At 63.3% G+C, this 12,778-nt stretch carries 7 protein-coding genes and 1 tRNA gene; 4 read left to right on the forward strand and 4 right to left on the reverse strand.

The features are described 5' to 3' along the window. Positions 1-60: 60 nt before the first annotated feature. Positions 61-3,519 (forward strand): chromosome segregation protein SMC, encoded by a 3,459-nt coding sequence (gene smc / locus AC0ZT5_RS02290; protein WP_488495089.1) that lies wholly within the window; start codon positions 61-63, stop codon positions 3,517-3,519. A gap of 24 nt (positions 3,520-3,543) precedes the next feature. Here the strand turns inward: smc and AC0ZT5_RS02295 are convergent, their stop codons facing one another. The 4 genes from AC0ZT5_RS02295 to AC0ZT5_RS02310 all read right to left on the reverse strand — a co-directional run bounded on the left by AC0ZT5_RS02295 (position 3,544) and on the right by AC0ZT5_RS02310 (position 7,521). Then, on the reverse strand, positions 3,544-5,634 hold the full coding sequence (locus AC0ZT5_RS02295) for an O-antigen ligase family protein (RefSeq protein WP_488495090.1): 2,091 nt from the start codon (positions 5,632-5,634) through the stop codon (positions 3,544-3,546). A 460-nt stretch (positions 5,635-6,094) separates the two neighbouring features. Beyond that, positions 6,095-6,775 carry a Crp/Fnr family transcriptional regulator gene (locus AC0ZT5_RS02300; protein ID WP_488495091.1) on the reverse strand — a complete coding sequence of 227 codons (681 nt, stop codon included), beginning with the start codon at positions 6,773-6,775 and terminating at the stop codon, positions 6,095-6,097. A gap of 199 nt (positions 6,776-6,974) precedes the next feature. Continuing rightward, positions 6,975-7,049 (reverse strand) — tRNA-Gln (locus AC0ZT5_RS02305). Positions 7,050-7,176: 127 nt separating this feature from the next. Then, positions 7,177-7,521 carry a VOC family protein gene (locus tag AC0ZT5_RS02310; protein WP_488495092.1) on the reverse strand — a complete coding sequence of 115 codons (345 nt, stop codon included), beginning with the start codon at positions 7,519-7,521 and terminating at the stop codon, positions 7,177-7,179. 223 nt (positions 7,522-7,744) lie between these two features. Between AC0ZT5_RS02310 and ppdK the strand changes: the two genes are divergently transcribed. From ppdK to AC0ZT5_RS02325, 3 genes are all read left to right on the forward strand, one after another. Further along, a complete protein-coding gene (gene ppdK / locus AC0ZT5_RS02315) occupies positions 7,745-10,429 on the forward strand; it encodes a pyruvate, phosphate dikinase (protein ID WP_488495093.1) in 2,685 nt (894 codons plus the stop codon). Between the two features lie 266 nt (positions 10,430-10,695). After that, entirely contained in the window at positions 10,696-11,799 is a 1,104-nt protein-coding gene (locus tag AC0ZT5_RS02320; protein ID WP_488495094.1) for a glycosyltransferase family 9 protein, read from the forward strand. A 171-nt stretch (positions 11,800-11,970) separates the two neighbouring features. After that, on the forward strand, positions 11,971-12,711 hold the full coding sequence (locus AC0ZT5_RS02325; RefSeq protein WP_488495095.1) for a polysaccharide deacetylase family protein: 741 nt from the start codon (positions 11,971-11,973) through the stop codon (positions 12,709-12,711). Positions 12,712-12,778: the final 67 nt, after the last annotated feature.

Consider the following 12,778-nt stretch of genomic DNA (forward strand, 5'->3'; position numbering starts at 1 on the left):
TGGATTCTCCCCGCAAAACCGCGGTACATTTTTGCTGAATCCGCTTAGTGGGCGGCGCGAATGAAGTTTTCGCGCCTTCGCCTCCTTGGTTTCAAGTCCTTCGTCGAGCCCGGCGAGTTCGTCATCGAACGCGGCCTGACGGGCATTGTCGGGCCGAATGGCTGCGGCAAGTCGAACCTGGTCGAGGCGCTGCGCTGGGTGATGGGCGAAAGCTCCTACAAGAACATGCGCGCGTCCGGCATGGACGACGTCATCTTTTCCGGCTCGGGCACGCGCCCGGCACGCAACACCGCTGAAGTCACGCTTTTCCTCGACAACAGCGACCGCTCGGCGCCCGCTGCCTTCAACGATGCCGACGAGTTGCAGGTGTCGCGCCGGATCGAACGCGAGGCGGGCTCGCTCTATCGCATCAACGGCAAGGAAGCGCGCGCCAAGGATGTCCAGCTCCTGTTCGCCGACCAGTCGACCGGCGCGCGCTCGCCATCGATGGTCGGGCAGGGCCGCATCGGCGAACTGATCCAGGCCAAGCCGCAGGCGCGCCGCGCCTTGCTCGAAGAGGCTGCCGGCATTTCCGGCCTGCACACCCGTCGCCACGAGGCCGAGTTGCGGCTGAAGGCGGCCGAGCAGAACCTGGAGCGCCTGGACGACGTCGTCGGCGAGCTGGAAAGCCAGATCGAAAGCCTGAAGCGCCAGGCGCGCCAGGCATCGCGCTTCAAGAACCTATCGGCCGATATCCGCAAGGCGGAAGCGACGCTGCTGCATCTGCGCTGGACACTGGCCAAGACACAGGAAGGCGAGGCGCGCTCGGCGCTGGCTGTTGCCACCGCGCTGGTCGGTGACCGCGCCGCAGCCCAGATGGCCGCGGCAAGGGAGCAAGGCATCGGCGCCCACCGGCTGCCGGAGCTGCGCGACGCGGAAGCCGCCGCTGCCGCCGCCTTCCAGCGCCTGTCGATCGCCAGGTCGCAGATCGAGGAGGAAGCCGGCCGCATCCGCGCCCGTCAGGGCGAACTCGAGCGCCGGCTGCAGCAGCTCGACGGCGACATTGCGCGCGAGGAGCGCATGGTCCGCGACAATGCCGATATTCTTGAGCGACTTCGCACCGAAGAAGCCGCGCTCAATTCCGAAAATGCCGGTGCCGCCGAGCGCGAGGCCAGCACCCGCGCGGCTTTCGAACAGGCGGCATCGACGCTTGCGGCAAGCGAAGCCAAACTCGCCGCGCTGACCGCCGAGCGGGCCGAGGCCGCCGCCTCGCGCAACCAGATCGAACGGACGCTGCGCGACACCGCCGAGCGCCGCGACCGTTTCGGCCGTCAGCTTGCCGATGTCGACCGGGAACTGTCCGATATCCTCTCCAAAGTCGCCGGCCTGCCGGATCCGGCCGAGAAGCGCATGCTGGTCGAACAGGCGATGGCGCTGCTGGATGAGGCCGAGGCTGCCGTGGCGGAGGCCGAGCAATCGGTCATTGATGCCCGCGCCACCGAGAGCGCCGCCCGGCCGCCGCTGCAGGATGCCAGAGCCGAGCTGGCACGCATCGAGACGGAAGCGCGCACGCTTGCCAAGATCCTGAATGCCGCCAGCGGCGATCTCTTCCCGGCCGTGCTGGAGCAGATCAGCGTCGAGCGTGGCTTCGAGACGGCGCTGGGTGCTGCCCTTGGCGAAGATCTCGACGTGCCGCTCGACCGCAGCGCACCGGTGCATTGGGGCGAAAGCGAGATCCAGCCCGGCGACGCGGCTCTGCCCGAAGGCGTCAGGAGCCTTGCCAGCGTGGTTCACGCGCCGGCACAACTCGCCCGCCGGCTGGCGCAGATCGGTATCGTTGCATCAGGCGATGGCCGCCGGCTGCAGGCGCTTCTTGCCCCCGGCCAGCGGCTGGTCAGCCGCGACGGCGCGCTCTGGCGCTGGGACGGCTTTACCGCCAGTGCCGATGCACCCACCGCCGCCGCGCAACGGCTGGCGCAGAAGAACCGGCTGGCCGAACTCGATGCCGAAGCGGTGCAGGCGACGCTCGTCCTGCGCCAGGCCGAGGAGGCACTGGCCCAGGCCGAACAGGCGCTTCACCTGGCGAGCGAGACCGAGCGCAATGCGCGCCAGGCCGGGCGTGACGCCCAGCATCGGCTGGACGCCGCCCGTAATGCGCTGGCCGAGGCTGAAAAGGCCGGCGGCGAATTGGCGAGCCGTCGCGCGGCCCTCGATGAAGCGCGCGCCCGCATCGTCGACAGCCACGAAGAGACCTCGGCGGCCTTCGCCGAGGCCGAAATGCTGCTGCAGGACGCGCCCGATCTCGGCGATTTGCAATTGCAGCTTGAACAGTCCGCGGCCAATGTCGCCCGCGATCGCGCCACGCTTGCCGATGCACGTGCCGTGCATGAGGGGCTGCGCCGCGAGGCCGAGGCGCGCGCGCGCCGGCTCGATGCCATTGGCGCCGAGCGCAGCAACTGGCTGGAGCGGGCCGAAAACGCCTCGACGCAGATCGCATCGCTTGGCGAACGTAAGGCCGAGGCTGAGGCCGAACGCGAGCGACTGGCCGATGCGCCCGATGAAATCGACGCCAAGAGGCGCGCCTTGCTGTCACAGTTGACGGAGGCCGAGACCTTGCGCAAGGCGGCCGCCGACCGTCTGCAGGAGGCGGAAAACCGGCAATCCGAAATGGACAAGGCGGCCACCGGCGCCATCCAGTCGCTGGCCGAGGCGCGCGAAACCCGTGTCCGCGCCGAAGAGCGGCTGACGGCGGCCGACGAACGCCGGCTGGAGGTCGAGGCGCGCATCCAGGAAACGCTGAACACGCCGCCGCATCTGGTCATCCGCCATACCGGTCTGGAGGCCGACAGCCCGTTGCCGGAAATGGCCGAGATCGAGCGCCAGCTCGACCGGCTGAAGATCGAGCGCGAACGGCTCGGCGCCGTCAATCTGCGTGCCGAGGAAGAGCAGAAGGAGCTTTCCGACCGGCTGGAGACGATCGTGTCGGAACGCGAAGACATCATCGAGGCGATCCGCAAGCTCCGGCAAGCGATCCAGAGCCTGAACCGCGAAGGCCGCGAGCGGTTGCTTGCCGCCTTCGACGTGGTCAACAGCCATTTCCAGCGGCTGTTCTCGCATCTGTTCGGCGGCGGCACCGCGGAATTGCAGCTGATCGAATCCGACGATCCGCTCGAGGCCGGGCTTGAAATCCTGGCCCGCCCGCCCGGCAAGAAGCCCCAGACCATGACGCTTCTATCCGGTGGCGAGCAGGCGTTGACGGCGATGTCGCTGATCTTTGCCGTGTTCCTGACCAATCCGGCGCCGATCTGCGTGCTCGACGAAGTCGACGCACCGCTCGACGATCACAATGTCGAGCGTTTCTGCAATCTGATGGACGAGATGGCCGCCACCACCGAGACGCGTTTCGTCATCATCACCCACAACCCGATCACCATGGCGCGCATGAACCGGCTGTTCGGCGTCACGATGGCCGAGCAGGGTGTCAGCCAGCTCGTCTCGGTCGACCTGCAGGCCGCCGAAGCGATGCGCGAAGCAAGCTGAGCCGCCGCGCGACGCGCCGGTGATCTAAAAATAGGTTCTCGGCGTGACAAGGTTCTTCTGCTGGCGAAGATAAAAACAATAGAAGCCGAATGCGGCAGCGAGCCACATGAAGGCCTCGCCGATCGCCAGCCGGTTGTTCGAATTGCTGAGGACGGTGAGGGCGAAGAAGACCAGCGTTGAGATGTAGCAGGACCATACGGCCGGAGCGACAAGCTTGGCCCGCATGGCCAGCAGGACCTGCCTGGACGACCAGGCGTAGAGAAAGCCGAAGAACGCCAGCCCGACCACGCCGTAGCGCACGGCTATCTCCAGATAGCCGTTGTGGAAGACGTTGAAGATCATGGGGTGGTAGGTTCTGTTCTGCCATTCGGTGAGCCAGCTGGAACTGGCTCCGAAGATCGGGTGGCGTTTCCAGACCTCGATTGCATCGGCCCACAGCATCAGCCGTTCCCTGGCCGCTAAGGGAACCGTATTGCTGGCGATGGCGCGGTCGAAGGCCGGGAGGACGCCATGGCTGAGGGCATCCGAAACCAGGTTCTTGACGAAGATCATGGTGTCGCCGGCGGTGGACCAGAAGATGTTGTGCATGGCGACAACGCTGGCTGCAACGATTGCCAGCACGCCGCCTCCGATCATCAGCTCGCGGCGATGACCTCTCGCCAGCGTCATGATCGCCAGCAGAAGCAGGACGAGCGCGAGCGCAAGCCAGACGCCCTTCGACCGCAGCGCAATGATGTTGGCGAAGGCAAACAGCAGGACGGCTGTCGACAGCGCCCAGTGCAGGCTCCTGGATACCTTGTTCAGGTCCGTTCTTTGGGCCGTGTATGCCATGAATTGCAGCGTGCAAAGGAAGATGAAACCAGCCGCCACCGACGCGTGAATGGGATTGTTGAAAAGCCATGGCTCCGGTCTGGTTCCGTGAAGGATGTCCGAATAGCCGGTGTCCGCCGCCAGGAAGACAAGGCTGAGGATCATGAACCAGAGGACGAGCTGCCCAGGCTGCCTGACAAACAGCAAGAGCGCGAAGCCGGTCGTCGCATAAAACAGCGGAAACAGGTAGATGCCTTCGGCGGCACCCAACTGGTGGGTGCCGAAATAGACGATCGCCAGTCGGATGAAGACATAGAGCGACCAACCCAGGCAGAGCCCGCCGACCCATCCGATCAGTGGCTTGCTGTAGGTCCAAAGATCCCGTCTGAACCAGCGGATGACTGCGACAGCGGCGAGTGCCATCCCCGCGAAGCGGTAAGTGTCAGCCTCGCGCCAGACCGCGGAGGCCATCGCGAGAATTGCGAATGTCGCAAAGACCAGAAGCACGCTGTAGCGCGGCGCGTCGTCTCTGGCGTAGTCCGGGGTTTCCAGCGGCAGGGGTGGACGCAACAGGACGTGATGCAGGCGGCTTAGCAACTCCTTGGCCCGGAACGCCCCGGCGCTCAGCCGGCGCGGCCAGGGCAACCGCGCGAATTTGTAGCTGCCCGAGGGGCCGGCTATGCCGGAGATCGCGCTGCTCCTGGCGAAGCCAAGCACGTTCTTGCGGACCGTATAGACCTTCAGGCCGGTATCCCAAAATCGTTCGATGGCGACGTCCCACGGCATTTTCATCACCGCGAGCGCCGACAACAACCCCTGCGCGCCCTCCCGCGTCACCAGATAGGCGGCGGCGGAGCCTTGTGGGCCATGCAGCGCGCGACCGATCTCGTCGCCCTCCGTCGTCTCGACGGCGCGCAGGAACAGGCTGATACGGTGGTTGGTCAGCTTGATGACGTCGAAATCCGGCACCGCGGCGATGATGGCCTCGATGCGCCGTGTGGTGTCTTCGCTGAAGAGGATGTCATCCTCGACAATCAGGCCATAGGCGCTGCCACCGGTCAGGAACGTTTCCAGCGCCTGGACATGGCTGCGGTAACAGGCGTATTCGCCGGGCAGAATGTCGCGCCCGCTCAACTTGCGCGCGGTTGGAAGATCGATCTCCGTCCAGTCCGCCTTGGCAAGCGCGCGGCCGTCGATAGCCGCAATGCGCTGCAAGGTCAGGCCGGCCGCTTCGGCGCTGGCGAGCAATTCGCTCCAGCGACCGGTCTCGCGATCGAGGTTGATGGCGAAGATGGGAAGGTTCATTGAAGTTCCATTTTGACCGCCACCCGTCTTGGTGGAATCTTCGATGACCTTGTATGGAAAAGAGGGAGATGTTCAAGGCTATACTGTTGAGGCCATGTGCATGCTTTCGAACGGCCAGCTTGAAGAGATCGTCCGAGTTCGCGTAAGCCATCACATGACCGCCACGCACCATGGTCGCCGAAAGGCGGTGCTGGGTGGCGGACGATGCACAAGCCCTCCGTGCATGACCATGAAATACGGGGGCCGGCGCGTCCGCTTGCGGGGGGTGCGGGACGGACGCGCCGACGTTATCGACAACGCCGAGCCATCTTTCTGACTCGCACGACCGCGGTCGGTACGCCGGCAGTCATGCCGTTGCCTCGCCGAGATGGTCTTAGGTTGTAGGTCCGGTCCGGAGGGTGGGACCGCCGGGAATATAACATCCGCACAGGTGACTTGGCTGTTCCACACAGAACAGTCCTCAACGGTCCCTGTCCCTTAGGTGAGGATTGTCGTGCAGGACCACGTTCAGGAGGGAGTTATGAACCTCCAGATTTCCATTGTAATGGATGAACCCGAGCTTGCGGAACTTGTTCATGAACGTGCTAACGCGCGACCTGGTGGTGCCGACCATCTCCGCGAGCGTCTCCTGGCTTATCTTCGGGATGACGGGCTGAGGGTTCCCCTCCCTGCCAAAGTTTGCCATCAGAAGGAGCAACCTCGCCAGACGCTTCTCACTCGAATTGAAAAGCTGGTCTACCAGGTCCTCTTCGACGCGGGCGTTCCTCGCCAGCAAATAGGACATGAACATCTCTGAGAACTTCGGCTCCTCCCGGAGCACCCGCGTGATTGATGCTTTATCAAGCCGCGCAATGACGCTGTCCAACATCGCGGAAACTGTAGCCAACCGCAGCGGCTGGCCGGACAAGCAGCCTTCGCCGAAGAAGTCCCCGCTCTCGTGGAGAGCGACGATCGCTTCCTTGCCCTGCTCCGATACGATGCAGACTTTGACCTTGCCCTTCTGGATGTAGAAGACGGAATCCGCCGGGTCGCCCTGAGAATAGACAGTCTCATTCTTGCGATACGTCGCCACAGTCCTTCCGCCGTCGACCGTATTGAGGAAGACGTTCACGTTGAATGGGCGCTTGTCGGTCCTTGCCACGACAGTCTCAACTTCGGTAAGGCGATATTTTAGCGCAGGTCGCGCGTCCGGAAAATCACCTGGATTAATGACGGAAGCCCGCTTCGGCGACCGTCATGCCACACGTGTGAACTGGTCCTGGTCATTGGCCAGACAGATCATACATCGCTGCGGCCCTATCCGAGAGATGATGATGTTCCAGCATGGACCCGGAAAAATATGGCTGGGGCGCCAGGATTCGAACCTGGGAATGTCGGTACCAAAAACCGATGCCTTACCACTTGGCGACGCCCCAATTGCCGTCAGAGTCGCTTGTGCGGCGCGTTCTTAGCAGAGCAGCCGAAAAGCACAATCCTTATGAGCGACGATGGGAACGCCCAAAATGGGCAGGTAACGCGGTGCTGCCAGATGACATGCTGTGGCTATTCAGACCACACCGCCATCTCGTTTCCGGCCGGATCGACAAAGTGAAAGCGCCGGCCGCCGGGGAACGGAAAGATCGGCTTGACGATCGTGCCACCGGCACTTTCGACGGCGTCGAGTGTCGCTTCCAGATCCTTGCTGTAGAGCACGGGCAGCGGCTTGGCGGGCGCTTCCGCGGCGTCGGCCTGGAACCCTCCGTCCAGCCCCTCGGCAAAGGCTGAGTAGGTCGGTCCATAGTCGGTGAACGACCAGGCAAAGGCAGCGCTGTAGAAAGCCTTGAGCCGGTCCAGCGTTCCGCCGGTCGCCGGCATTTCCAGATAATCGAGTTTTCCGTGTAGTTTCATGGCGCACCTTTGTTCCTGTTATGTTCTAATCCCAAAGCTCCGGAAAAGCAAGTCTTTTTGCCGCATCCTTGGACAGAGCTTTTGCTTAATCGATTGTAGCGGCCGGACAACTTTGCCGACGCCTTGCGTTTCGCACTGCAGCATCATATCGCTCGACAGTCGGACACGGCGGAACTTTCCGTTTCGCCAATCTTTCCAATCTCCTGCAACCGGAGAGCAAAGCATGACCAAATGGGTTTTCACCTTTGGCGATGGTGCGGCGGAAGGCCGTGCCGGCGATAGGAATCTGCTGGGTGGCAAGGGCGCCAATCTGGCCGAGATGTGCAGCCTGGGCCTGCCGGTGCCGCCCGGGTTCACCATCACCACCGAGGTCTGCAACGCTTACTACGCCAATGGCCGCACCTATCCATCAGGGTTGGAAACGGATGTCGCGGTCGCGCTCGATCACATCGGACGGCTGACCGGCCGCCGGTTCGGAGATCCGTCGAAACTGCTGCTGGTCTCGGTGCGTTCGGGTGCCCGCGCCTCGATGCCCGGCATGATGGATACCGTGCTCAATCTCGGGCTGAACGACGAGACGGTCGAGGCGCTGGCCGCCGATTCGGGCGACGCGCGCTTTGCCTATGACAGCTACCGCCGCTTCATCCAGATGTATTCCGATGTCGTGATGGGCCTCGACCATGAGGTGTTCGAGGAAATCCTCGAAGACCAGAAGGGCGGGCTCGGCTATGAGCTCGACACCGAACTGACGGCTCTCGAATGGCAAGGCGTCATTGCGCTCTACAAGGCCAAGGTCGAGGAAGAACTCGGCAAGCCGTTTCCGCAGGATCCACATGAGCAGCTGTGGGGCGCCATCGGCGCTGTGTTTTCGAGCTGGATGAACAACCGCGCCATCACTTACCGGCGCCTGCACGACATCCCCGAAAGCTGGGGCACGGCGGTCAACGTCCAGGCCATGGTGTTCGGCAATATGGGCGAAACCTCGGCCACCGGCGTTGCCTTCACCCGCAATCCGTCGACCGGCGAAAAGATGCTCTATGGCGAGTTCCTGGTCAACGCGCAGGGCGAGGACGTCGTTGCCGGCATCCGCACGCCGCAGAACATCACCGAGGCGGCGCGCATTGCCGCCGGATCGGACAAGCCGTCCTTGCAGAAGCTGATGCCGGACGCGTTCCAATCCTTCGTCACCATCTCCGATAGTCTGGAGAAGCACTATCGCGACATGCAGGACCTCGAATTCACCATCGAGCGCGGCAAGTTGTGGATGCTGCAGACCCGCTCCGGCAAGCGCACCGCCAAGGCTGCGTTGAAGATCGCCGTCGAAATGGCAAGGGACAAGCTGATCACGAAGGAAGAGGCGGTCGCCCGCATCGATCCGGCCTCGCTCGACCAGCTGCTGCACCCGACCATCGATCCCAAGGCAGCGCGCGACGTCATCGGCGTCGGGCTGCCGGCCTCTCCCGGTGCCGCCACCGGCGAGATCGTCTTCTCCTCTGCTGACGCCGAGGAGTTGAAGACGCAAGGCCGCAAGGCGATCCTGGTGCGCATCGAAACCAGTCCTGAAGACATTCACGGCATGCATGCGGCCGAAGGCATCCTGACTACGCGCGGCGGCATGACCAGCCATGCCGCGGTCGTCGCCCGCGGCATGGGCAAACCCTGTGTGTCTGGCGCAGGCTCACTGCGCGTCGACTACAAGGCCGGCACGCTGATGGCGATGGGGGCGACCTTCCGCAAGGGCGACATTGTCACCATCGACGGCGGCAATGGCCAGGTGCTGAAGGGTGCCGTGCCGATGCTGCAGCCGGAACTGTCCGGCGATTTCGCCGCCATCATGGAGTGGGCGGACGCGGTTCGCCGCATGAAGGTGCGCACCAATGCCGAAACGCCGCTCGATGCGCGCATGGCGCGCTCTTTTGGCGCCGAAGGCATCGGGCTTTGCCGTACCGAGCACATGTTCTTCGATGGCGATCGCATCGTTGCCATGCGCGAGATGATCCTGGCCGACACCGAGAAGGACCGGCGCACGGCACTCGCCAAGCTGCTGCCGATGCAGCGCTCGGATTTCCTCGAACTGTTCGAGATCATGGCCGGCCTGCCGGTGACGATCCGCCTGCTCGATCCGCCGCTGCACGAATTCCTGCCGAAGACCGAGGAGGAGGTGGCCGAGGTTGCCGCCGCCATGAAGGTGTCGCCCGACAAGCTCCGCCAGCGCACCGACGCGCTGCATGAATTCAACCCGATGCTCGGCCATCGCGGCTGCCGGCTTGCGGTTTCGTACCCCGAGATCGCGGAGATGCAGGCGCGCGCCATTTTCGAGGCCGCCGTCGAGGCGGGCAAGAAGGCCGGCGCACTTGTCGTTCCCGAAATTATGGTGCCGCTGGTCGGCCTGGTGAAGGAACTCGACTACGTCAAGGCGCGCATCGATGCCGTCGCCAAAAGCGTCATGGAGGAAACCGGCGTCAAGATCGACTATCTGACGGGCACGATGATTGAACTCCCCCGCGCGGCGATCCGCGCCCATGTCATCGCCGCTACGGCCGAATTCTTCTCCTTCGGTACCAATGACCTGACCCAGACCACATTCGGCATCTCGCGCGACGATGCGGCCTCGTTCCTGGAGACCTACCGCCAGAAAGGCATCATCGATCAGGATCCCTTCGTCTCCCTCGACATCGACGGGGTTGGCGAACTGGTGCGCATGGCTGCCGAAAAGGGCAGGGCGACACGGCCCGACATCAAGCTCGGCATCTGTGGTGAACATGGCGGCGATCCGGCCTCGATTCGGTTTTGCGAAGAGGTCGGCCTCGACTACGTGTCCTGCTCGCCCTATCGCGTGCCGATTGCGAGGTTAGCGGCCGCGCAGGCGGCGGTGCTGGTTGCGAAAGCAATTCCCGGAAAAGTGTGAAGCAGTTTCCGTCCCGAATTGCGTCAAAGCAAAGAGCTGGAGCAATTCCAGGAAAAGTGTGATACGCTTTTGCTCCCGGAATTGCGTCAAAGCAAAGGGTTAGAGATTCGCCGTTTCCGTGAACGGTGAATTGCTCTAAGGCCGACCGCGGATAGGATCCATCCGGTCGAGCTTACCGTTTTGTAAAGCAATTCACACGAACGTGCTGACGGCATTGCGTAATCATTGCGTAATTTCGACATCCCGCCAATTGTCCTGGGAAACAGATGTTGCAGACTGCACCCGCGCCGATTCGCTCGATCCTGGTCATTCAAACGAAGTACATTGGAGATCTCGTTCTCGCCTCGGTGCTCTCAGAAAACCTGCGGCTCGAATTCCCCGATGCCAGGCTGGTGTTTCTGTGCGACGCTCGCTTCGCGAGCTTCGTAGTCGCCCATGACATTGCCTCCGAGGTGGTCACGTTCAAGCGTGCCCACCTGCGCGGCACCCCCCTGCAGCGCGGCAAAGAGCTTTACGCCGTCGTGCGGGCGCTGCGCCGTTTCCATTTCGACCTGACGATCGACCTGACCGATTCAAAGACGTCACGCATGCTCACCGGGCTGGTCAATGCAAAGACCCGTGTCGGCTACAATCCCACCGAGAGGCCATTGCGTCTGCTGGAGCGGCAGCCCGCCAACGTGTTTGCCAAGCCATTTGGCTTTGGTGGAGAACATTTCGTCTACCGCTATCTTTCGCCGCTCCAGGCGCTTGGCGTCGGTCTCCATGTGACGGTTCCAAACCTCCAACCGCTCCCGCCCGAGACGTCAAATGCGTTGGCGCTGCTGGGCAAGCATCATCTTCATCCAAACGCTTTCATCGCCGTCCACGCCGGCGCAAGCTTCGAAGGGCGACGTTGGCAGCCGGAGCGGTTTGCCGAGGCGATTGGCGAGATTGCCGGCGAAACCGGTTTGGACGTCGTTCTGGTGGGCGGTCCGGACGAGCGGGAGATTGCCGAACGCATCGTCGCCAGGACAGCGTCGCCCGTCGTCAATCTCGTTGGAGCGCTGTCGCTTGAGACGTTGCTGGCGGTGCTGAAACAGGCCCGGCTGTTTCTCGGCAATGAGAGCGGCCCGATGCACATGGCGGCCGCAGCCGGAATCCCGGTTGTCGGGCTGTTCGGCTTGACGCCGCCGTCGCAGTGGGGTCCCGTCGGCGTGCCCAATATCGCGCTTCAACCGCCGATGCCTTGCGACTGCGTGGCCAGCGACCGTTGCGGCCGGCCGGATTTCGGCAGGGCCTACTGCGTCTGGCGACTGGAGGTCAAACCAGTCGTCGATGCGGTGCGCGAACTCCTTTCGCGCACCGACGTGAAGCTCGAACGCGCCATCTGAGTTCATGCGTCGCGCGGACAACGGCCATCGCTGGTCGCGGAACAAGCCGTTCGCACCACGGACAGTCAAATTGTCGCGCCGGGCGCTTTTCTGCTATGCACCATCCCGATTTTCGCCTTCATGCGGGTCTTGGGATGGCTGCTTGAAAGCACCGGTCGGGAATGCGGTTTGATGCGCCTGCTGCAAAAAAGTCTCTGCGTGATCGCCATGTCGTTGGCCGTGGTGTCCAGCGGCCATGCCGCGCCGCTCGTCGAGCCGACATTGCACATCAGGCCGGAGGCAAGCGGAGCCGGCCGCGTTGCGCTCACGCTCGATGCCTGCGGTGGACAGACTGACAACCGGATCCTTTCGGCGCTGGTCGAAAGCAAGATACCCGCCACCATTTTCGTGACCGGCATCTGGCTGAAGCGAAACGCTGCCGCGGTCGAGATCATGCGGGCGCATCCGGACCTGTTCGAGCTGGAAAATCACGGCGGCCATCATATCCCGGCCGTCGACACGCCGCAAAAGATCTACGGCATCCGCAGCGCCGGCAGCCCCGACGCCGTGCTGGCCGAGGTCCAGTCGGGTGCCGCCGCCCTTGCCAAGACCGGCGAGCCGGCGCCGAAATGGTTTCGTGGCGCGACCGCCGAATACAGCCCGTCGGCAATCGCCATGATCCGCAAGCTTGGCTTCAAGATCGCGGGATTCTCGATAAATGGCGATGGTGGCTCATTGCTCGGCGCCAGGGAAACCGCGCGGCGCATCGCGGCGGCCAAGGACGGCGACGTCATTATCTCGCACATCAACCAGCCGACCCATGCGGCCGGCGAAGGCGTGGTGCAGGGGCTTCTGGCGCTCAAGGCCAAGGGCCTGACCTTCGTGCGGCTCGACGATGCCGACGGCTTCGGCAATCACGGCACCACGGACTAGGTGCGTTGATATTCGGGTGGTGCCGGCTACCTGACTCTCGATGCATCTGAGAGGCAAGTCGAAGTGC

This window comes from Mesorhizobium sp. CNPSo 4670, assembly GCF_057784235.1.

What these genes read in the sequence shown, in the direction of transcription:
- smc (WP_488495089.1), top strand. Translation starts at nt 61, where the DNA reads ATGAAGTTTTCGCGCCTTCGCCTCCTTGGTTTCAAGTCCTTCGTCGAG.
- AC0ZT5_RS02295 (WP_488495090.1), bottom strand. Translation starts at nt 5,634, where the DNA reads ATGAACCTTCCCATCTTCGCCATCAACCTCGATCGCGAGACCGGTCGC.
- AC0ZT5_RS02310 (WP_488495092.1), bottom strand. Translation starts at nt 7,521, where the DNA reads ATGAAACTACACGGAAAACTCGATTATCTGGAAATGCCGGCGACCGGC.
- ppdK (WP_488495093.1), top strand. Translation starts at nt 7,745, where the DNA reads ATGACCAAATGGGTTTTCACCTTTGGCGATGGTGCGGCGGAAGGCCGT.
- AC0ZT5_RS02320 (WP_488495094.1), top strand. Translation starts at nt 10,696, where the DNA reads ATGTTGCAGACTGCACCCGCGCCGATTCGCTCGATCCTGGTCATTCAA.
- AC0ZT5_RS02325 (WP_488495095.1), top strand. Translation starts at nt 11,971, where the DNA reads ATGCGCCTGCTGCAAAAAAGTCTCTGCGTGATCGCCATGTCGTTGGCC.